The sequence below is a fragment of the Serratia sp. P2ACOL2 genome (assembly GCF_003691565.1).
GTDB classification, from domain to species: domain Bacteria; phylum Pseudomonadota; class Gammaproteobacteria; order Enterobacterales; family Enterobacteriaceae; genus Serratia; species Serratia liquefaciens.
Genome location: NZ_CP033162.1, coordinates 2,684,257 through 2,706,171, shown reverse-complemented (window position 1 = coordinate 2,706,171; position 21,915 = coordinate 2,684,257). Strand labels below are relative to the sequence as shown.

Below are 21,915 nucleotides of genomic sequence, written 5' to 3'. Positions count from 1 at the left end.
AGAAACAACCATGTCTCAACAAAATGATGCCCGGCTTGCATTAGGGGATAATGCCGCGCGGCAATTGGCTAATGCCACGAAGACCGTCCCGCAATTATCTATTCTCACGCCACGCTGGCTGGTGCATTTGCTGCAGTGGACACCGGTCGAAGCGGGGATATTTCGCCTTAACAAGGTCAAAAATCCATTAAATGTGCAGGTGGCCTGCTCGCAGCGCGATGAGGGGTTATTGCCGCAAACCTATGTGGATTACGAAGAGGCGCCACGTGAATATTTCCTCAATGCCGTAACCACCATTCTGGATGTGCACACCCGGGTGTCGGATTTGTACAGCAGCCCGCACGATCAGATCCGCGAGCAGCTGCGTTTGACGATTGAAACCATTAAAGAACGCCAGGAAAACGAGCTGATCAATAACCCTGAGTACGGTTTATTGGCCAGCGTTGATGACGCCCAACGTATCTCTACGCTGACCGGGGCGCCGACGCCGGACGATCTGGATGAATTGATCACCAAAGTATGGAAAGAACCCGGCTTCTTCCTGGCTCATCCATTAGCCATCGCGGCCTTTGGGCGTGAGTGCACGCGCCGTGGCGTACCACCGCCAACCGTCAGCCTGTTTGGCTCGCAGTTCCTGACCTGGCGCGGCTTGCCGCTGATCCCTTCGGATAAGCTGCCGATCGACGAAGAAGGTAAAACCAAAATTATTCTGCTGCGTACCGGGGAAAAGCGTCAGGGCGTCATTGGTCTGTATCAGCCGGGTGTCGCCGGTGAGCAGAGCCCGGGGTTGTCGGTGCGGTTTATGGGTATTAACCGCAATGCGATCGCTTCCTACCTGATCTCGCTTTACTGCTCATTGGCGGTTCTGACTGAAGATGCCGTTGCCGTTTTAGACGATGTTGATGTGAGCAAATATCATGACTATCCAGACAGCTACAAATAACGCACTGCCTCACCAAGCCGCGCCGCCGGCCGGTTTGCCTGACGTTAACGCGTTGGCCACGCTGGCTAATCAGATCTTCAGCACGCTGCCTGGAAAGGAACTGGGCGCCGGGCTGCAACAAGCCGCAGGCAGCGAAAGCGCAACAAGGGTATTACCGCAGACCGCTGCGCCAGTTCTGGAGGCTGCGCTTGCTACTGACGCTCTGGAGGCACAGGCGCCGTCCGGCCGTCAGCTGGGGCAACAGCAACAGGCTTTTTTGGCACCGCCCACGCTGCCTCAGCCGCGGGTTCCTGAAGCAACGCCGGGATTCTATTTTCTCAGCGATTTCCCGACTCCTCAGCGGCAGGACTCTGCGGATAGCGGGCTGGCGGGGCTGGCAAGTCAGGCGCTGACCGGCCAGCAACACCTGAGCGATCAACCCTTTGCCGGGGCGATAAAGGGCGAACTGGAAGCGGTTATTGGCGCATTGTTTCCCCCAAACTCAGCGCCGGTCAGCGGCGTTGCGCAAGATGCGGCCAGCGGGCAATATTATTTTCTCGAGCAGGGATACCAATGGCGTGAAGGGGCACCGCAGCACGGGGCTCGCAGCCGCTTTGATGTGCATGCCGTACGCCGGGACTTTCCCATTCTGGCAGAACGGGTCAACGGTAAACCCTTGGTGTGGCTGGACAATGCGGCGACCACCCATAAGCCGCAGGTGGTTATCGATCGGCTGGCGTATTTCTACGCCCATGAAAACTCAAACATTCATCGAGCGGCGCATGAACTCGCCGCCAGAGCAACGGATGCCTATGAAGGGGCCAGAAACAGCGTGGCCCGTTTTCTGGGGGCCAAATCACCGGCGGAAATCGTCTTCACCCGTGGCGCAACCGAGGCCATTAATCTGATTGCCAATACCTTTGGTCGTAAATACATCGGCGAGGGAGATGAAATCGTGGTTTCGCAGTTGGAGCACCACGCCAACATTGTGCCCTGGCAGCAGCTTGCGGCCAGCGTGGGAGCCAAGATTCGAGTGATCCCGGTTGATGACAGCGGGCAAATCCTGCTGGACGATTACCGCAAGCTATTGTCACCGCGCACCCGTTTGGTTTCGGTCACTCAGGTCTCCAATGCCTTGGGCACGGTTACGCCAGTGGAGCAGGTGATTGCACTGGCTCATCAGGCAGGTGCCCGGGTTTTGGTCGACGGTGCGCAGGCGGTCTCTCACCTGAAGGTCAACGTGCAGGCGCTGGACGCGGATTTTTATGTGTTCTCCGGCCATAAGGTGTTTGCTCCTACCGGCATTGGTGCGGTGTACGGCAAGGCTGAGCTGCTGGAAACCTTGCCACCGTGGCAAGGGGGCGGCAACATGATTGCTGACGTCACTTTTGAGAAAACGCTGTACCAACCGGCACCGGCCAGATTCGAAGCCGGCACTGGCAACATTGCCGATGCGGTAGGATTGGGTGCGGCGGTGGACTATGTCGAACGTCTGGGGCTGGATAACATCAACCGCTACGAGCATGAGCTGCTGGAGTATGCCACCGAGCAGTTGATCCGCATTCCCGGCCTGCGACTGATTGGCACTGCAGCCAATAAGGCCAGCGTGCTTTCATTCGTTTTGAGTGGTTATCGCACCGAAGAGGTGGGGAATGCGCTTAACCGTGAGGGCATTGCGGTGCGATCCGGTCATCATTGCGCTCAACCGATCTTGCGACGCTTCGGCGTAGAAACTACGGTGCGGCCGTCATTGGCGTTTTACAACACCCACGAGGAAGTGGATCTGTTGGCCGCCACCTTGCATAAGCTGGCAAAAGGGCGTTAGCCCCGGCGCGATAAGGCACAACCGGCACGGAGCAATCGGTGCCGGTTTTTTTATGCCATCAGCAGGCCAGTACCCCAAAAAATAAAAAGCCGCACAGAGGTGCGGCCAAGCGTTCACGACGAACAAAACAAGGACAAAAATTCCGGTAGACAGGCCCTGAAACAAACCTCAGAGACAGGCAAGAATCATAATCTAAATCTCCCCGGCGGTTAAATGCCGAATATGACTTTGCTAGTCGAATTAATAGATAAATAATCAGTCACTTACTTACTTACTTACTTACTTACTTACTTACTTACTTACTTACTTACTTACTTACTTACTTACTTACTTACTTACTTACTTACTTATCTTCTGACCAGCGTGCGCTGCTGACATCCACCTTGACCGGAAGGAGACCGATGGCGGTAAACTTATCCGCCAGTTGCTGCTGTTGCGCGAACACCTCCGGGGTCATGCGCTGGCTGCCAAACGGCATGCGGGCGAGGGCTTTGGCCCAGATAGCCTGATCCAATCCGGTACTCTGCGACAAGATTTTCGCCGCTTCATCCTGATGCGCGTTGGCCCAGGTGCTCAGTTCTCCCAACTGGTCGAGCACCAGCTTGGCGCTGTCAGGGTAGGTTTCGGCAAAGTGACGGCTGGCAAGGTAGAAGGTGTAATGCGGCACCAGGCCTTCGGCATCTTTAAGCAGGCGAGCGTTGGCATGGCTTTGCACTTCGGCGTAATAAGGATCCCAAATCACCCAGGCGTCGACGCTGCCACGCTGGAAGGCGGCGCGAGCGTCGCTGGGCGGCAGATACACCGGGGTAACGTCCTTATAGCTTAATCCGGCCTGTTCCAGCGCGCTGACCAGCAGGTAGTTGACGTCGGAACCTTTGTTCAGCGCCACCCGTTTGCCTTTGAGGTCGGCGACGGTTTTGATCGGCGAATCCTGGGGCACCACAATGGCTTCGGTTTTCGGGCTGGCCGGCGAATGCCCCAGATAGATCAGATCCGCCTTGGCCGCCTGAGCGAAGGCCGGCGGTGCATCGCCAGTCGCCGCCAGGTCAATGCTGCCCACGTTCAGTCCCTCCAGCATCTGCGGCCCGGCGGGGAATTCAATCCACCGCAGCTTGATGCCCTGAGGTGCCAGGGCTTTCTCCAGCGAGCCACGGTATTTTAACAGGGCAAAGATATTGGCTTTCTGATAGCCAATGGTGATTTGCTGTGGTGTTTCCTGTGTCGCCGCGTTCGACAGAGCACAAGTGCCCAACAGCAGCGACGCGGCGATCAAAGAGGCTTTCAATTTATTCATCATCAATATCCATTTAACAAAAGGGTTATTGCCGGTGGTTTAATCGGCGCGAAAGCCGATCGCCAAAAAATTGCAGCAGGGTGACCAGAGCCACCAGCACCACGATGACGGTGAGCATGACCTGGGTGTCGAAACGCTGGTAACCATAGCGGTAAGCCAAATCACCCAGACCGCCGGCTCCGATAGCCCCGGCCATCGCCGAAGCGTTGATCATGGTGACCAGAGTAATGGTGAAACCGCTGACGATGCCGGGCATGGCTTCCGGCAGCAGCACGTGGCGGATTATGTGCCCACGACGACATCCCATGGCCTGTGCCGCCTCAATCAGGCCGTGATCCACCTCCCTTAGACTGACTTCGGCGATGCGCGCAAAGAACGGCATGGCGGCGACCGTCAGCGGTACTACGGCTGCCCAGACGCCGTAAGAGGTGCCGACCAGCATGCGGGTGAACGGGATCAAGGCGACCATCAGGATCAAGAAGGGGATCGAGCGAAACAGATTCACCAGCCAACCGAGTACCCGTTGAACCCCGACTTGTTCATAGAGCCCACCGCGTTCGCTGACCACCAGCACAACCGCCAGCGGCAGCCCCAGCGCCAGTGCCAGCAGGGAAGAAACGCCCACCATCAGCAGCGTATCGAGAAATCCGGCCCACAGCCGGTCAAGCAGCAGTGACATAGCCCAGTACCTCCACGCTGTCGGCCAGCGTTTGTGGAATATCGGATGCGAACTGTGACGGCGTCACGCTTAACAGCAAGTACCCTATGGCCCGTCCCTGAATATGCTCAATGGCGCTTTCGACCAGTGTCACATTGCCCTGAAAAGCCGCCAGCACCCGATTCAGTTCCAGCGAAGCCCCCAGACCGCGATAACGCAATCGGATTAACAACGGCGAATCCGGCGCCGATGGCGTAGCGGTAATTCGTCCGGCCAGTATCTCGGGCAGGCTGTCGTGCGCCGGGGTCAACAAGATACGCGTAGTTTCCTGCTGCGGATTGCCGTACACCTGCCAGACGGGGCCGTACTCGATAATTTCGCCGCGCTCCAGCACGGCGACCCGGTGGCAAATATCGTGGATCACCTCCATTTCGTGGGTGATCAGCACGATGGTGATGTTGAACTCTCGGTTGATGCGTTGCAGCAAGGCCAAAATGGCGCGGGTGGTTTCCGGATCGAGTGCCGAGGTGGCCTCGTCGCACAGCAACAGTTCAGGGTTGTGCACCAGTGCCCTGGCGATACCGACCCGCTGTTTCTGCCCGCCGGAAAGCTGTGCCGGATAGGCGTCCGGGTGATCACGTAACCCGACCAGCTCCAGCAGCGCGTCCACTCGGCTGCGCCGTTCTGCGGGGGGCATGCCCGCCACACGAAGAGGCAGCTCGATATTCTGCCGAACGGTTTTGGCCGACAACAGGTTGAAATGCTGAAAAATCATACCGGTACGCCGTCGGTAGGCCACTAATTGATCTTCATTCAGACGATCAATATCGACGCCATCAACCTCGACGCTGCCGCCGCTGGGGCGTTCCAACCGGTTGATGGTGCGGATCAACGAGGATTTCCCTGCGCCGCTACGGCCGATGATGCCGAAGATTTCCCCTCGGCGAATGCTGAGGTTAATTTCCTTTAGCGCATCGGTCAGTTGGCCAGGATAACGCTTGCTGAGCCGGGTAAAGCGCAGATGAGTATCATCCAGGTGGCGAACCGGCTCATCGGCAACCAGGACCTCCGGGGGAGTCAGGACCAGGCTGGACATAACTTATTGACTCCAGCCTGGCTGATACAGTTTGCCGTAGAAACTGTCCAGCTTCGCGCGTACCACCGGGGAATGCTGATACACGTTGACAAACTTGCGCAGACGCGGATCGTCCTGATGACCGTCGCGGATCACGAATTGGATCACGTACTCCGGGTTCTCCAGGCCGTCAAACAGCAGGGCGCTGTTGGGATCGACGGTGCCGGAAAGCCGCAGGTAGTGGGGATAGCCCTGCGCCAGATCCACTTCTTCCAGGGTGCGCGCCAATTGCACCGCTTCTACCTCGATAATCTTGATGTGTTTGGGGTTACTGACAATATCGGCCTGGGTCGCCTGGATACCCGCACCGGGTTTGAGCTTAATCAGCCCGGCCTTTTGTAACAGCAACAGACCGCGCCCGCCGTTAATCACGTCATTGGCAATCGCCACGCTGGCGCCGTCCGGCAGTTCGGCAATGCTTTTATGTTTCTTGGAATACAACCCTACGTTATTGATGATCGCCGGGGAGTAGGCCACCAGGTGGAAATTGCCTTCTTTGTTGGCGTTATGCAGGAACGGCAGGTGCTGGAACAGGTTGACGTCGATATCGCCGTTTTCCAGGCTGACGTTAGGAGCGGTCCAGTCGCTGAATTCGATAATGTCCACCTTCAGCCCTTGTTTGCGAGCCTCTTCCGCCGCCACTTCCAACGGCGGCGCGAAGGCGGCGGTGGTGCCGACCTTCAGGGCGCCACTGTAGTCATTGGCCGCCGCCACCGAGCCTGAGAAGGCCAGCAGCGCCGGGAACAGTATTTTTAGTGTCAGATTGGCTATGGTCATGATGTTGTCCCTTTAAAAGAAAAGTAAGTGGTTCAAACCGTTAATGGAGCACCCAGACGCCAGCGGGCAGCCGGGTGACTTGGGGGTAATCGGTCTTGTTGTTGGAACAGTTTTTGCCGCAGGCTGCCGGCACGGTAGGCGGTCTTGTATCGCCCGCGCGATTGCAATTCCGGCACCACCAAATCAATAAAATCGCGGTAGCTGCCTGGGTTAACGATTCGCGTCAGGTTAAAACCGTCGATATCGGCCTGGTCAATCCACTGCAGCAAGGCATCGGCCACCTGCTGAGGATCGCCCACCACCAGTGGGTAGCGGCCGCCCATAGCGTGCTGTTCCAGCAGTTGGCGCCGGGTCCAGCCGCGGTAGGTTTGGGTCACGGATTGAATGGCCTGGGTCGGCCCGGTCTGGATCGGATCGTCGAGCCCGAAACGCGAGAGGTCGATGCCGGTAGAACTGGAGAAATGCGCCAGGCCGGCTTCCGGACTGGCATAGCGCAGATATTCGCGATATTTGTCCTGTGCTTCCGCGGCTGTGGGGGCGACGATAACGCCGACCCCCATAAAGACTTTCAAATGCTGACGCTGACGTCCGGCGGCCACGGCGGCGTAGCGCAACTTGTCCACCTGGGCTTTCATCACCGCCGGCGTGGCGTGATTCACGAAGGTGCATTCCGCATGGCGAGCGGCGAATTGGATGCCACGTGACGAACTGCCCGCCTGGAACAGCAGTGGGGTACGTTGTGGTGAAGGCGACGACAGGTGATAACCCTCCACCTGGTAGAACTCTCCCCGATGGATCACCTTATGGATCTTCTGCGCATCGGCGTAGATTCGCCGTTGTCGGTCAGCCAATACGGCCCCGTCTTCCCAACTGCCTTCCCACAGCTGATAGGCCACGTCGAGAAACTCATCGGCCTGGTCGTAGCGGCGATCGTGATCTATCTGTTCGTTCAGCCCCATGGCGCGGGCGGCGCTGTCGAGATAACCGGTAACGATATTCCAACCGATACGTCCCTGGGTCAGATGATCCAGCGTCGACAGCCGTCGGGCAAAGGGATAGGGGGCTTCATAGCTGAGGTTGGCGGTGATGCCGAACCCCAGATGGCGAGTGACCGCCGCCATGGCCGACACCAGCAGCAGCGGGTCGTTGACCGGCAGCTGTATCGACTCGCGGGCGGTCAGGGCAATATTCTGCTGGTAAACATCATAAACGCCGAGAATATCGGCGATAAACAGTCCGTCGAACAGGCCTCGCTCCAGCAGCTGCGCCAATTCGGTCCAGTAGCCCAGTTGGTTGAATTCGGTGGAACGATCCTGTGGATGAGTCCACATGCCGTGATGAATATGGCCGACGCAGTTCATGTTGAAGGCGTTCAGCAGAACTTCTTTGACAATAGCGCTCATTACAAGGTCCCCCGACGCGGTGGCAACACCCCGTTTAAAACGTAATTGCCGATTGCCGGGTATTTCCAGCGCACCGGATCGTGCAGGGTATGAGTGCGGGCATTGCGCCAGTGGCGGTCAAGGTTGTATTCCTGCACAGTGGCGCGGCTACCGGCCAACTCAAACAGCAGATTGCCGGCGGCCAGCGAGACTTCGGTGGTCCAGGCGCGCGCTCTGGCAACTTCAATCGAGGCTTCCGCCACCGACTGTGCATCGCTGTGGCGTTGTGCGGCGTCGACCGCTTCGCCCGCCACTTCCAGCAAGGCGTCGCCGGCCTGAATTCGAGCGGAGATTTTGCCAATGCGATCCAGCGTTAGCGGGTCTTCGCTGGCCTGTTCGACCCCAGAGTCAATCCACGGACGGGAACGAGTACGGACAAACTGCAACATGTCTTGCCAGGCCGCTTTGGCAATGCCCTGATCGATGGCGGCGTGCATAATCTGCGCCAGCGGGCCCACCGGCGTGGGCCGTTCAAACGCAGTCTGGAAAGGCACGATATCCTCTTCATCGATCGGGCAATGGTTTAACGCCACGCTGCCGCTGCCGGTGGTGCGTTGGCCAAAGCCCGACCAGTCGTCAGTAATGGTCAAACCCGGCGTATTGCGCGGTAAAAACACCAATTGCTCTTTACCGTCCTCACCCAGCGCAGCGGTTGGGATGCGCCCGGCATAGAGTGCGCCGGTGGCGTAAAATTTTTGGCCGGACAGGCGCCATTGCCCCTGATGCCGGGATAGCGCGGTACTCCGCTGGTGAGCGGCTTTGCTGGTGAATTCCGCCAGCGCATTGCCAAAATGCACCCCGGCCAGCGCTTCCTGATACAAACGTTGCTGCTGACGCTTTGAACCGTTGACCCGCAGCACTTCCAGTGCGTAATAGTGATTTTGCGGCACCTGACCGATCGAGGCATCGGCCTGGCTGAGAATGACGATGACCTGCGCCAGAACGCGATTTGACAGAGCTGGGCCGCCAAATTCACGTGGGACGGTGATCCCGCCAAGCCCGGAGGCGAACAATTCGGCCAGTTCGGTAACCGGCAGCCGTCGTTGGCTGTCACGTTCGGCGGCACCGGGACTGAATTCTGTCGCCAGTCGATGGGCGGTCTCCAGCGCCTGTCCGGCATCGGTAATACTCTGCGCGGTACGTTGAGGGACTGTCTGGCTTGTCATGTTCGGTTCCTTTAAATCCACGAATGGCGCGCGGGAAAACGGCCGTTGAGGTAGTAATCGCCGATGGCGTGGTATTTCCAGCGTACCGGGTCGTGCAGGGTGTGAGTGCGGGCATTGCGCCAGTGACGGTCGAGGCCATGTTCTGCCAATGTGGCGCGGCTGCCGCTCCACTCGAGCAGTTTTTCGCTGGCCAACAGCGCGACCTCGGTGGTCAGTACCTTGGCCTCTGCCACCGCAATCGACGCGGCCGCGGCGCTTTCGGCCGTGATCGGTTGGCGATCGACTTCATCCAGCGTGAGTGCCGCCTTTCTCAACAGGGCATTTGCCGCGCACAGCTCGACGCTAACTCGACCGACGTCGGCCAGAATGTAGGGATCGTCGGCGTTACGTTCGACCCCTGCATCGACCCAAGGGCGAGAGCGCTCGCGAATAAACTGCGTGGCCTCATCCAGAGCGCCCTGGGCAATACCGGCATCGATAGCCGCCTGGATCAGTTGAGAAACCGCGCCCTGAATGGTGGGTTTTTCTGCCAGCGGCAGCAGCGGGATAACGTTGATCGGGTCAACCGCCACGTTACGCAACCGCAGGGTGCCGCTTGCCGTGGTGCGTTGGCCCATACCTGACCAATCGTCGACAATCTCCAGGCCGACCGTGGGCCCTGGCAGCAGGGTCAGTACCGGCTGCAGCCGATCGTCGAGGGCTTTGACGGCGACGATTTGTGCGAACAGCGCGCCGGTAGAGTAAAACTTGTCCCCATTGAGACGCAGGCCATCAGGCGTTTGCTGCAGGCGGGTATGCATGTCCAGCGTGTGTTTGCTGTTTTTTTCCGGGCCACCGTTACCGATGCGTCGGCCGGCCAGCACTTCGCTGAAAATACGCCGTTGCTGAGCTTCGCTGGCCGCATCGCGCAGCAGTTGGATCAGACCAAAGTGGTTTTGCGGGATCTGGCCCAGTGCCGGATCGACGGCGGAAATCAGGCGAAAGACCTCTGCCACCGTGGCGAAGGATAACCCTGGCCCGCCGTATTGACGCGGAATCGAAATGCCGCCCAGGCCGGACTGGCTAAACAGCGCCAGCTCTTGCAGCGGGTACTGCCGATGGCGGTCACGCAGCATGGCACGGGGAGCTGCGGCGTTGGCCACCTGACGCGCCGCATCCAGCGCCTGACGGTCGTCAGTGAGGTAACGAGCCGGCTCATCGGCTGGGGGGGCGGTGGGTGCATCCGGTGCAGGCGAAACAGAAACAACCATAACGATGTCCTCAATACGGTAGGCAGCAGTAAAGAGCGCGCCGCTCTGTGCGTAGCGCAATTAAATATAATTAAAATTCAAGTCGGTTCTGCGGCGGGAACGCAATGATAATAATAATTTGCGCGCGAGGGTGTAAAGCGGCGGCTTATTATAAATAGTCCCTTGCTTAGCGATTAATTAGCTAAAGGGAATGCCGCAGCCCAAGCGGCGTGGCAGAGGAGGAAGCCGCGCGCCACGGCGCTGTCGGCCTGGAGGAAATATAATAAACCCGGACCTCATATTAGCCTGTGGAAATAAAAAAGATTACCGAAGAAAATAAAGCTTCAAGATATATCTCCTGCTTAATAACGCTTAATTCACCGAAATAAAATATATCAATGCTTCTGAAGGCGGTTTCACGCAGGAAGAAAGTGTGCTCGTTTTTTGATCAGCGCCAGCGACCTGAGCTGCCGTGATTTTCGCCAGTCATCGGCAATCGATAATAAATACCCACTTTTCGTTAAAGCAATTGCCGCTACATACCCTTAACATTAGCAAGTCTTTCAATGATTATAATTAGCATGCTGTGAGTTATTCATCACAGTGATATTACGGAGAGATCCGTTTGGTTAAGGATATGCATTCACCATGGAAATAAAAATAAACGGCCGGATGGTCGCACTGGGCGCCATTTCACCCGAAACGCCGCTACTCTACGTGTTACGCAACGATCTGGGCCTTAACGGCCCTAAATACGGCTGTGGCCTCGGGGAGTGCGGTGCTTGCACGGTACTGATCGACGGCGTAGCCGCCCGCTCCTGTTCCCTCCCGCTGAGCGGTGCCCTCAACAAATCCATTACCACGCTGGAAGGCCTTGGCGAGGCGGGGCAACTGCATCCGGTTCAACAAGGTTTTATTGATGAGCAGGCCGCGCAGTGCGGTTATTGCACCAACGGCATGATCATGACGCTGGTGGCTCTGTTTGAACGCAACCCTCAGGCAGATGAACAAGAAATCAAAAATGAGCTGGCTTATAACCTGTGCCGCTGCGGTACCCATATTGAAATCTTGCGTGCAGCCGCCAAAGCCCGCCAGCTGTTGGCGGAAAGGGGGCCGGCATGAGCCGCCTGGAAATCACGCGCCGTCGCCTGTTGCAGGCCGGTGGCCTGGTGATGGTCAGCAGCCTGCTGCCCGTTTCACTTAATGCTTTCGCCGCTGAGCCAGCGGCGGTCGGCGATCTGCCGCTCGATCGTGTGGACAGCTTTATCGGCCTGACCGCCGATGGCCGCGTCACGGCATTTAACGGCCATGTGGATCTTGGCACCGGCATTCGCACCGCATTGGCACAGATTGTTGCCGATGAAATCGGCGTGCCTTTTGAGCACGTTACGGTGATTTTGGGTGACACCCAGCGCACCCCGGATCAGGGGCCTACCATCGCCAGCGCCACTATCCAGGTGACTTCGATACCGCTGCGCCAGGCTGCCGCGCAGGTGCGGCAATTGCTGCTGGCGCTGGCCGCAAAGGCCTTTGCGTTACCGGTGGAACGCCTGCAGGCTGAAAATGGCCGGATATTTGAGATACATAAACCCAGCGTCAGCCTGAGCTATGGTGAACTGGCTCGCGGGCAGAATTTACAGGTGGCACTGGATAAAACCATCAGGCTGAAGAGCGTGGCGGAAAGCCGTTACGTGGGCAAGGCGGTGCCGCGCGTGGATATCCCGGCCAAGGTGACCGGCCAACTGACCTATGTGCATGACTTCCGCCTGCCGAGCATGCTGCATGGCAGAGTGGTGCGTCCGCCGTATATCGGCGCCGACAGCAGCGCCCCCTTGGGCAGCGGCCTGCTGTCGGTTGACCATGATTCCATTGCCCATTTGCCTGGCATTGTAAAACTGGTGGTGATTAACGATTTCATCGGTATCGTCGCCGAACGCGAAGAGCAGGCGATTGCCGCCATGCGGCAACTGAAAACCGTCTGGCGTCCCTGGTCCGGTTTACCCGATCTTTCGCTTACAGGATTGCATAAGGCCCTGGTGGAAAACCCCAAAACCGATCGCGTGCTGCGTGATGATGCCGGGGTCGATGCCGCTTTGGCCTCGCTGCATACCGAGGTCAATGCTGATTACGTCTGGCCTTACCATCAACACGCGTCGATCGGCCCGTCCTGTGCGGTGGCCGACGTCGGTCGCGATCGCGCAGAAATCTGGTCAGGCACGCAAAATCCTCACGATTTGCGTAAGGACATCGCTCATTTGCTCGATTGGCGGCCAGAGCAGGTCCATATCAATCGCATGGAAGCCTCCGGCTGCTACGGTCGCAACTGTGCCGATGACGTCTCCGCTGACGCTGCGCTGTTATCGCAGGCCACCGGCAAGCCGGTCAGGGTACAGTTGATGCGTGAACAAGAGGCGGGTTGGGAGCCCAAGGGCACCGGGCAACTGATGCGAGTCCGCGGCGGGTTGGATGAGCACAATCAGGTGGCGGCTTACGAACTGAAAACCAGCTACCCTTCAAACAATGCTGTGACGTTGTCACTGGTATTGGCCGGTAAAGTGCCCAATCGGGCAGACGTGCAGCAGATGGGCGACAGAACCGCCATTCCCCAATATGAATATCCCAATATGCGGGTGGTGTGCCAGGACGCCGCGCCAATTGTGCGGGCTTCGTGGATGCGTGGGGTCTCGGCGTTACCCAACGTGTTCGCCCACGAATCCTGGATTGATGAACTGGCGTGGCGAGCCGGGCAGGATCCGATCGCGTTCCGCCTGCAATATCTGAAAGATCCGCGTGCCGTGGCGCTGATTCAAGCGTTGAAAAAGCAGGCCAATTGGCAGGATGGCCCGGCCTACCGCAGCCCGGTGTCCGGCGATCCTGAATGGGTGACGGGACGCGGCTTTGCCTATGCGCGTTATTTCCACAGTAAATTCCCTGGGTTTGGTGCCGCCTGGGCGGCCTGGGTGTGCGATCTCAGCGTTAATCGCCACAGCGGTCAGATCAAGCTGGATAAAATCTTCGTTGCCCATGACTGCGGCCGCATCATCAACCCGGCCGGGGTTCGTCACCAGGTGCACGGCAATATCATTCAGTCCGCCAGCCGGGTGCTGAAAGAGTTCGTCACCTTTGACTCTGCGTCCGTGACGTCGCTGGATTGGGGCGGTTACTCGATCCTGCGGTTTGACGAGTTACCGCAGGTTGATATCCAACTGCTGGACTATCCGGATGAACCCTCTATGGGGGCAGGAGAATCCGCCTCGGTGCCGAGCGCAGCGGCAATCGCCAATGCGTTGTTCGACGCGCTGGGCGTGCGTCTGCGAGAGGTGCCTTTTACCCCTGAGCGAGTGGTAAAGGCGTTAAAACAGCAGGCTTCCGGCAGCGCAGAAAGGGATAAGTCACTATGAGCAGCATAAAGAAAATCGCCGTCTGGGGCAGTCTGACGGTTGTTGCCGCCGTGGTCATTGGGGCGATAGCCAGCTGGCAATCAGAAATAGCGCCGCTGGAGGAAAAGGATCATCACGTTTTTAGTCAGCAGCAGATCGCCCAAGGGAAAGTGCTGGCCGATCTCGGCGACTGCGCGGTGTGCCATACCCGGCCCGGCGGCGAGCGCAATACCGGCGGATTGGCGATGGAGATTCCGTTCGGTACCATTTACAGCACCAATATCACTCCGGATAACGACACCGGCATTGGGAAATGGTCGTATGCCGCCTTTGAACGAGCGATGCGTCATGGGGTTGATCGCGAAGGGCACTATCTCTATCCGGCTTTTCCCTATACGGCGTTTACCCGTACCAGCGATGAAGATCTGCAGGCCTTGTACGCCTATCTGATGTCGCAACCGGCCGTGAAATATCAGCCGCCGGCCACCGAATTGGGTTTCCCGTTTAACATTCGCCAGGGCATCGTCACCTGGAACTGGTTGTTCCTCAAGCCTGGCGCCATGAAGGCCGATCCGACACAAAGCGCCGAATGGAATCGCGGGGCCTATCTGACTGAAGGCCTTGGCCACTGCAGCGCCTGCCACTCGCCGCGCAACCTGATGTTTGGCGAGAAAGGCGGCGCTGAGCACCTGAGCGGCGGCGTGGCGGAAGACTGGACTGCTCCGTCGCTAACCGGCAGCTCTTTGGCACCGCTGGAGTGGACACAAGATGATTTGCTCAGCTTTATGCGCACCGGGTATTCGGCAAATCACGGCGTGGCAGCCGGGCCGATGGCACCGGTGATCGAAGAAGGGCTTTCGCGGTTGCCGGAGCAAGACTTGCAGGCCATAGCCACCTATCTGCACACTTATCATCCGAGCGAGTCTAAGGTGACGGAAGCCAAACGTTTGAATGAATGGGCCGAGTCGCGGACCGAGCCGTTAACCACGGAAGGCGCACGTATTTTCTCCGGTGCCTGTATGGCATGCCATGCTCAGGAAAAGGGGGCTCAGCTGATCGGCGTTCGACCTTCACTGGCGCTGAACACCAACCTGTATGCCGATAAGCCGGACAATGCCATTCGGGTGGTGCTGGACGGCATTCAACGGCCGGCCAATAGCAACCTGGGCTATATGCCGGCATTTCGCCATAACCTGAACGACAGACAGATCGCTGAATTGCTTAATTATCTGCGGCAAAACTATGCGGGGAAAGCGCCGTGGCCCGAGCTGCAAGCGCAGGTCAGTCACTTACGCGATCAAACGGCGGAAAAATAGAGCCATTAGCTTGAGAACCGGGGCCACCAAGGCCCCGTTATCGTCAATAACGCACAGCTCATTCCAGTAACTGAAACGGATGCTCTGCTTCAGTCGGTCATTCCACACGTAGCGTGCCATCGTTAACTCCTCCCGTGTCTGGTTAAATAAATAACAGCTCTTGCCGGCCAGGGCGAATACGTTAATTCGCTGAGCTTTTGATATTTTTGGGATAGGCGTTTCGCTTATTATTCGGAAACATTCGGGGTTTAGAAGGCGTCTCACGGTGGAAAAAGTCAATTTAGACCAGTTCAACACTTTTGCTCTGGTGGTCAGGCAAGGGAGTTTTTCTGCGGCGGGAGATTTGCTGGGGCTGACCCAGCCTGCCGTTAGCCTGCAAATACGCCAGTTGGAACAGCGTCTGCAGGTGCGGCTGTTAGAGCGGGTTGCCAAACGCGTGCGGCCCACGTCCGCCGGTGAAGTGTTACTTGAACACATCGCTCGTATCAATACGGCAGTGGACAATGCACTGGGTGCGATGGCCGATCATGCACAGGAGATTGCCGGCGTCATCACCGTCGGAACCGGGGCTACCGCCTGCATTCATCTGCTGCCTTCGCTGCTGCGTGAACTTAAACAGAATTACCCACGCTTAAACATCGGCGTACGTACCGGCAACACCGATAACATGGTGAAAGCGGTGGAGGAAAACCGGCTCGATATTGCTTTGGTGACCTTGCCGGCCAGCGGACGCAATGTGCAGTTAACCCCATTGTTGCAAGATGAATTCGTGGCTATTTTCCCTGCGGATGGCACGAACGTGCCCGTCGAATTCACGCCGCTGGGGCTGGGCGCGCTGCCGTGCGTCGCCTTCGAGGCCGGCAGCAGCACCCGCAGGCTGATTGACAACTGGTTCCTGAGTGCCGGGGTGAAACCGATGCCGGTGATGGAGCTGGGCAGCATTGAGGCGATCAAAGAGATGGTTGCCGCCGGGCTGGGGTACAGCATTATTCCCCGCATGGCGCTAACCGACTTACGAGGGAGATCCCTGATGCCGGTGCTTGAGCGTACGTTGGCTATCGCGTTACGTCAGGACAAACCGCTCAACCGGGCTCTGCAAAAGGTGATTGCCGGATTGAACGGGTTGAAACAACTGCCTTGAGTCACACAGGGTGCAGTAAGGCTTACCGGGTCAGTTTTTGACGTCGTAGGCAATAGGCGCAATCAGCTCGACGACGCCGTTACGCAGCAATTCTGCCGGCGGCGGTGGCAGAGGTTGTGCCCGGGCGATCAGCCGCATAGCTTCCCGATCCAGTATTCGCTCACCGGAGCTGGACAGCAGTTCCGCCGCAATGACATTTCCCGCGGACGTGACCTTAAAGCGAACGTGGCTCACGCCTTGCAAACGATAGCGCAAGGCTTCCCGGGGGTAGCGTTTATAGCGCGCAAGGTGTGCCAGAACGTCGCTGTTCCAGTTGACCTGCCCGCTGACAGCGGCGGCCGAAGGGCTGGTGAAAGACGCGGAGTTTTTCTGTGACTGTCCCGGTAAAGGGGCGCTGGTCGTGGGGGCGCTGTTGCGGGCCACCACCGGCAAGGGAAGGTCGTTCAGCTCAGGCGTTGGCTTGGCTTTCTTGACCTGCAATTCGGTACGAATAGCCTGCGTTCCCTGTGGCGCGCGCGTCAAATTGGGCAAGTCTTCGGATTTTTTTTCGGGTTGTTTAACCCTTTCCGGAGCCGCCATGTTTTGCTCCGGCCCGGGGGGAACATCGGCGGCAGGGGTCGCCATCTGCTGATACATCGCCAGATCCATAATCACGGCCGGCGGCAACATGCCTTGTGGCGTGACGTGATGCACCCAGCCGATCAACATCAGGGCCGCCAAAAGGTGTACGGCGATGCCAAGCAGCAGGCTGAACGTCCAACGGGGGGCAGAGATTAGCGGCGATTTGAATTTCACCAAAGAGACGGCCGAGCCGCCGGTGGCCACCTGTCGAAATGATTTCATTACCCACTCCATGCCTTTCCATGTCCCATTCAACATATCGATCAGCGTAGCGAAAGGGGGGATAACGCCACCCTAGATCCGCGAATATATCGAATTTAATGCTGCGGATTATACTCAATGATAATCACTTTGATAGTGGTAGTGATTATTATTTGCATTTGATCTGTGCTTTGCTTATAACCCTCAGCCTTATAAGAGTGAACGCCATTGTATTCACCTTCAGAGTCGCCCCTGTTTTGCAAAATATTGCTGCCTGCAGCGTGAGTAACCGACTCAATGTTTCCGAATTCTGCGGCAGCCTGGCCTGCCAATTCGTTCGGGACAGTGCGATCTTTACGGATATCGTCATGAATAAACCGTCATCAAAAAAGGTAAGTCTGGCCTACCAGAATACCTACGGTCAGTTGGTGAGCTTCTTTCGCAAACGGCTGGATAATGCCCACGATGCGACAGACCTTTCGCAAGATGTCTTTGCCTTATGGCTAAAACGTGCGAAACAGACGCCGGTTGAGCATACCCGCGCCTTTCTGTTCAAAATCGCTCATCGGGTTTTGATTGATTATTGGCGCAGCGCCGGCAAGCGGCGTCTTTTGTTGGCGGAAGATCAGGAAGAAGAGATTTATCGACAGGATGTCGCGCCCTTTGAAACCGATCCTCACCAAAGGCTCGAACATCAGCAGCGCTTGAACCATTTGGAGGCCGCAATCAACAGTCTGCCGCCGCGGCGACGTCAGGCTTTTGTACTGCACCGTTTCGATGGCCTGTCGCAAGTGGAGGTCGCGGAAAGAATGGGCATTTCCGTCAGCATGGTGGAAAAGCATATTGCCGGCGCCTTAGTGCACTGCAAGCGTTATCTTGCCGGGCAGGAGAGTGTGCAACATGATGAATGACAATCATTTGCTGAAAAGCGAGATTGATGAACAGGCCGCGTGGTGGTTTAGTCGCAGCCAGGCGCGCCGTTTAACCTATGACGAGCAGCGCCAACTGGCCGACTGGCGAGCTGCTTCTGTGCTGCATGAGGCGGCCTTTCAGGAAATCCAGCAAATTTGGGGCGATTGCCTGCAAATAGCGCGACCTGCCGATAGGGTTCGTCGCCAAACTACCGGCTGGCTACGGCCGCTGCGCCGTTGCGGCACTGGGCTGTTTTTTGCCCTGGCGCTGCTGCTGCCCACCAGCCAGCTACCGCTGTTGCTGACCAACAACCTTAGCGTGCAGACCGCCGACAGCCCCCGGGATGTGGTGCTGACGGACGGCAGTCGGGTTTACCTGAACCGCCAAACAAAAATACGCGTGCAGTATGGTCAACAGCAGCGACAGCTTTGGCTGGAACAAGGTGAAGTCTATCTCAGCGTCGCAGCTAACAAGGAAAAACCCTTTACGCTGTATGCGGGGGAAAGCCAGGTGCGAGTGGTGGGTACCGAATTTAACGTGCGCTTTGATGGCGCCAGCGTAGCCGTCGCGGTGCGCAAAGGGATTGTTGCCATGATGGGGCGGCTTCACACAACCCCGGTATTGTTGCACGCCGGCGATCTGGCTCGTCAGGAACCGACCGCTGAGGAGCTGCAGCGTGGGCGCAGATCGTTGGAAGAAATAGGCGACTGGCGTCAGGGCCAATTGCTGTTCCGCAACCGTCCACTGGGCGACCTGGCAGCAGAGCTTAACCGCTATCGGGCCGGCCACATCAGTTTGGCCAGCCCGGATCTTGCCGAAATGCCGGTGTCAGGCACCTTGGATTTGGCCGATCCTGATGCTTTCCTGACGGCGCTGCCGCTGTTGTTGAACGTGAGCGTGGTGCGTGATGCAAATGGCAATGCATTGATAATAAAGGCTAAATAAAAAAGTTAAAAAATATTTCATTTTTTAGGTGAGGATAATTCTCATTATCACGTCTTCCCAGGTGCTGTGCCGATGGGTACGGCACTTTCATTTTCTAGGGAAGAACACTCAACATGACGCAAAAAAACAATAAACGCTCTGGGATGCCGGCACTGACCGCGATAGCGCTGGCGACGCTGCTGTCCAGCCCACTGGCTGGTGCCGCAGCACTGCAACTTAATATGGCTGAACAACCTCTGGCTAATGCCATTGCGCAGATCGCGCGACAGGGGCAACTGCAGGTGTTGTTCAATGAGGCAGACTTGCAGCACTTGCGTGCTCCGGCGCTCAACGGCAGCTACAGTCCGCAGACCGCTTTGCAGCAACTCCTGGCCGGCAGCGGCCTGACGTTGGTCGACAGCGGCAATGGCTATGTGATCCGTCCGCCGGCCGCACTGGGCAATACCAGGGGCATGGTGTTGCCAACTACGTCGGTGATGGGAGAGGCCGGCGGGCGCAGCGCGGACAATCTGATGTCGGCGCCGCAGGTCATCACTTCCGAAGAGATCCGTCAACGCTCAACCGGTAACGGCAACGTCACCGAACTTCTGAAATCCAACCCGGCGGTGCAGTTTTCCAATGCCGGGAATACTGGCCTGACGCAGGGTGAAATCAAACCTGAGGCGATATCCATTCATGGTTCGTCGAGCTATCAGAATGCTTATAAGTTAGACGGCGTCAGTTTCAACAACGACGTTGACCCTGCCAGTGACGGTAACGGCGAAACCATCACCCGTATCGACAGCAGCGAGCAGGGCATGTATATCGATAGCCGCCTGATCGACAGCGTAACGGTGTTCGATAATAACATCCCGGTTGAATACGGCGGCTTCACCGGCGGCACTTTGGACGTCACCAGCCGCCGCTGGCGCGGTGAAAACAGTGCGCATGCGTATTTTCGTGAAACGCGTTCCTCCTGGAACAAAGTGTTCACCGATCCTGATATGGATTTTGACAGCGCCAAAAACGACACCAGTCGCCCTGGGCGCTATCAACCCAAATACACCAAACAGAACTTTGGCGGCTGGTTTGAGGCAGGGATTGCCGATAACCTCGGCATCGTGGTTTCCGCCTCGCACCGTATCTCCGATTTACCTACCTACACCACCGGTGGCAGCGGCCTGCAGTTAGGGCCGGACAATGCCCTGGAAATTGTGTCTACCGAGCCGGGTTACCGTAATCAAAAGCGTGTTTCCGACAACTATTTCGCCAAGCTGTCATGGGATGCCAATGAGCGTACCACCGCGCACCTTTCCGCTAATTACTCGGCTTACACCAGCAAGCTGTTTTCCAGTAGCGTGCTCAATTCAGGCTATGACAATGACCACAATGGCCTGAGCACCACGTTGCAACTGGAGCACCGTTTTGACGTTGCGAGTCTGGATCTCACCGCCAATTACCAACAGTTAAAAGATCAGCGAACCAACGATCTGAAGGATTATTACACGCTGGAGGATTACTCTGACTGGCGCAACCCGCAGTACTACAACAATGGCGGTCAGGGGGATTTGACGACGCGGCAAAACAGCGGTGCGGTGAAAGGCGTGCTGAGGTTTACCCCTTTCCAGGCCCTGGGGCTGCGCCATTCGCCGAACATGGGGTTTGAAGTCAACAAAACCAGCGCCCGTTACCTGCGCTATCGGGATTACTACCGTTACAAGTTCAGCGGCACCCCGGAAGATCTGGAGTACATGAACAATGCCAGTTATGTCACTCGCTTCCGGGCAGGCAATTATCAGGCAGGTTATACCAACTATGCATTGTTCCTTGACGACAGCATGCAATACGGGCGTCTTACCGTACGGCCGGGCGTTCGCCTGGACCGAGACGATTTCGTCGAAAAAACCAACCTGGCCCCACGGCTGACCAGCAGTTTCGATGTATTCGGTACCGGATCAACCGTTCTGATTGCCGGCGCCAACCGCTACTACGGTCGTTCAATGCTGACCTACGCGTTGTATGAGGCGCAAAATGCCGGCATGGAACACTGTTACTATTTCTGCTCTTTGGATCCGGCGGAAAACGACTGGGATGGCGTGAAAGATTTTGAAGGCGTCGACAGCCTGTCCACTCCCTATAACGATGAGCTCAGCTTTGCCGTTGAACAGCAGGTGATGCAAAGCCTGTGGCGCTTGCAATACGTGCACCGCGAAGGGCATGACGAAGTTCGCAGCCGCACCAAATATGCCGACAGCGCCAACGCCATGAAATCGCGGATCCGTACTTTCGATAACGGCGGTCGCAGTAGCCACGACACCTTGTCGTTGGCGGTCAGCAACAGCAAACCCTGGGAGCTGGGGGCGGTAACGCATGCGTTGTCGGGATCCATAAGCTGGCAGCAGAGCAAAAGCAACACGCCAAAAGACCAGGGATATGCGTTTTTCGATCCCAACACCAAGCTGGATTCCGACAAGGTGTGGTATGACGGCCGGATGATAAACGCCGCAGACCTGCCTGCCACCGACTTCAATTCGCCGTGGCGCTTTAACCTGGAGCTGACCAGTGACTGGCAGGAATACAACCTGACGTTTTATAACCGCTTACAGTGGCGCAGCGCACGTAATCAGGCCGTTCGCTACGGGAATGAATATTACCTCGATCCCGACAGCGGCAAGCAAATGCTCAAATACGACAAAACCCACTTCGCTAGCAATTTCCGCTGGGATACCAAAGTCACGTGGCAGCCGGCCTTTGCCTATGGCGTCGGCATTTCGGTTGAGGTCAATAACCTGCTCAACAAACGCAACGTTGCCGACACCTTTGTTTATGGCGATCGGGTCTTGCACTCCTACGAGCCGGGGCGTCAGTTCTGGCTTCAGCTGAATTACGATCTCTGATCCCTTTTGATGAACTTGACCCCGGGCAATAAGGCCCGGCGGTCAGGCATGGGAATTTCTCAACCTGGGTTAGCG

17 protein-coding genes are annotated in these 21,915 nt (G+C 57.2%); 9 read left to right on the top strand and 8 right to left on the bottom strand.

Annotated features, from left to right (window positions below; genetic code table 11):
- Positions 1-10 precede the first annotated feature (10 nt).
- Together EBA31_RS13155 and EBA31_RS13150 are read left to right on the top strand one after the other, a co-directional pair.
- A complete protein-coding gene (locus EBA31_RS13155; RefSeq protein WP_044551286.1) occupies positions 11-943 on the top strand; it encodes a family 2A encapsulin nanocompartment shell protein in 933 nt (310 codons plus the stop codon).
- Positions 918-2,747: a family 2A encapsulin nanocompartment cargo protein cysteine desulfurase gene (locus tag EBA31_RS13150; RefSeq protein ID WP_122079408.1), complete on the top strand. Its 1,830-nt coding sequence runs from the start codon at positions 918-920 to the stop codon at positions 2,745-2,747. The genes EBA31_RS13155 and EBA31_RS13150 overlap by 26 nt, the downstream gene beginning before the upstream one ends.
- Before the next feature lie 343 nt (positions 2,748-3,090).
- Here EBA31_RS13150 and EBA31_RS13145 read toward each other — a convergent pair whose 3' ends face one another.
- The 7 genes from EBA31_RS13145 to EBA31_RS13115 are packed head-to-tail and all read right to left on the bottom strand — an operon-like array spanning position 3,091 to position 10,469.
- Positions 3,091-4,041 carry a sulfonate ABC transporter substrate-binding protein gene (locus EBA31_RS13145; protein ID WP_122079407.1) on the bottom strand — a complete coding sequence of 317 codons (951 nt, stop codon included), beginning with the start codon at positions 4,039-4,041 and terminating at the stop codon, positions 3,091-3,093.
- A gap of 25 nt (positions 4,042-4,066) precedes the next feature.
- Positions 4,067-4,720 (bottom strand): methionine ABC transporter permease, encoded by a 654-nt coding sequence (locus tag EBA31_RS13140; RefSeq protein WP_044551278.1) that lies wholly within the window; start codon positions 4,718-4,720, stop codon positions 4,067-4,069.
- Positions 4,704-5,795 (bottom strand): methionine ABC transporter ATP-binding protein, encoded by a 1,092-nt coding sequence (locus tag EBA31_RS13135; protein WP_122079406.1) that lies wholly within the window; start codon positions 5,793-5,795, stop codon positions 4,704-4,706. The genes EBA31_RS13140 and EBA31_RS13135 overlap by 17 nt, the downstream gene beginning before the upstream one ends.
- A gap of 3 nt (positions 5,796-5,798) precedes the next feature.
- Positions 5,799-6,611: a MetQ/NlpA family ABC transporter substrate-binding protein gene (locus EBA31_RS13130; RefSeq protein ID WP_122079405.1), complete on the bottom strand. Its 813-nt coding sequence runs from the start codon at positions 6,609-6,611 to the stop codon at positions 5,799-5,801.
- Between the two features lie 32 nt (positions 6,612-6,643).
- Entirely contained in the window at positions 6,644-8,014 is a 1,371-nt protein-coding gene (locus EBA31_RS13125) for an LLM class flavin-dependent oxidoreductase (protein WP_122079404.1), read from the bottom strand.
- Positions 8,014-9,219, bottom strand: coding sequence for an SfnB family sulfur acquisition oxidoreductase (locus tag EBA31_RS13120; RefSeq protein ID WP_122079403.1), 1,206 nt, complete (start codon positions 9,217-9,219; stop codon positions 8,014-8,016). Before EBA31_RS13120 ends, EBA31_RS13125 begins: the two co-directional genes overlap by 1 nt.
- Before the next feature lie 11 nt (positions 9,220-9,230).
- Positions 9,231-10,469 carry an SfnB family sulfur acquisition oxidoreductase gene (locus tag EBA31_RS13115; protein WP_044552946.1) on the bottom strand — a complete coding sequence of 413 codons (1,239 nt, stop codon included), beginning with the start codon at positions 10,467-10,469 and terminating at the stop codon, positions 9,231-9,233.
- A gap of 627 nt (positions 10,470-11,096) precedes the next feature.
- On the opposite strand from EBA31_RS13115, the gene EBA31_RS13110 reads away from it, so the two are divergent.
- From EBA31_RS13110 to EBA31_RS13095, 4 genes are all read left to right on the top strand, one after another.
- Positions 11,097-11,570, top strand: coding sequence for a (2Fe-2S)-binding protein (locus EBA31_RS13110; RefSeq protein WP_044551268.1), 474 nt, complete (start codon positions 11,097-11,099; stop codon positions 11,568-11,570).
- The gene (locus tag EBA31_RS13105; RefSeq protein ID WP_122079402.1) at positions 11,567-13,849 is read left to right on the top strand and encodes a molybdopterin cofactor-binding domain-containing protein; all 2,283 of its coding nucleotides are present in this window, start codon (positions 11,567-11,569) and stop codon (positions 13,847-13,849) included. The genes EBA31_RS13110 and EBA31_RS13105 overlap by 4 nt, the downstream gene beginning before the upstream one ends.
- Positions 13,846-15,144, top strand: a complete 1,299-nt coding sequence (locus tag EBA31_RS13100; protein WP_122079401.1) for a cytochrome c — start codon at positions 13,846-13,848, stop codon at positions 15,142-15,144. The genes EBA31_RS13105 and EBA31_RS13100 overlap by 4 nt, the downstream gene beginning before the upstream one ends.
- A 265-nt stretch (positions 15,145-15,409) precedes the next feature.
- Entirely contained in the window at positions 15,410-16,285 is an 876-nt protein-coding gene (locus EBA31_RS13095) for a LysR family transcriptional regulator (RefSeq protein WP_122079400.1), read from the top strand.
- A gap of 30 nt (positions 16,286-16,315) precedes the next feature.
- Here the strand turns inward: EBA31_RS13095 and EBA31_RS13090 are convergent, their stop codons facing one another.
- The gene (locus EBA31_RS13090; RefSeq protein WP_122079399.1) at positions 16,316-17,128 is read right to left on the bottom strand and encodes an energy transducer TonB; all 813 of its coding nucleotides are present in this window, start codon (positions 17,126-17,128) and stop codon (positions 16,316-16,318) included.
- A gap of 347 nt (positions 17,129-17,475) precedes the next feature.
- Here EBA31_RS13090 and EBA31_RS13080 point away from each other — a divergent pair, with 347 nt between their 5' ends.
- The 3 genes from EBA31_RS13080 (at position 17,476) to EBA31_RS13070 (ending at position 21,840) form a co-directional block, all read left to right on the top strand.
- Positions 17,476-18,018, top strand: coding sequence for an RNA polymerase sigma factor (locus EBA31_RS13080; protein WP_044551258.1), 543 nt, complete (start codon positions 17,476-17,478; stop codon positions 18,016-18,018).
- Positions 18,008-18,964, top strand: a complete 957-nt coding sequence (locus EBA31_RS13075; protein ID WP_162302891.1) for a FecR domain-containing protein — start codon at positions 18,008-18,010, stop codon at positions 18,962-18,964. The genes EBA31_RS13080 and EBA31_RS13075 overlap by 11 nt, the downstream gene beginning before the upstream one ends.
- Before the next feature lie 113 nt (positions 18,965-19,077).
- A complete protein-coding gene (locus EBA31_RS13070) occupies positions 19,078-21,840 on the top strand; it encodes a TonB-dependent receptor (protein ID WP_122079398.1) in 2,763 nt (920 codons plus the stop codon).
- Positions 21,841-21,915 lie beyond the last annotated feature (75 nt).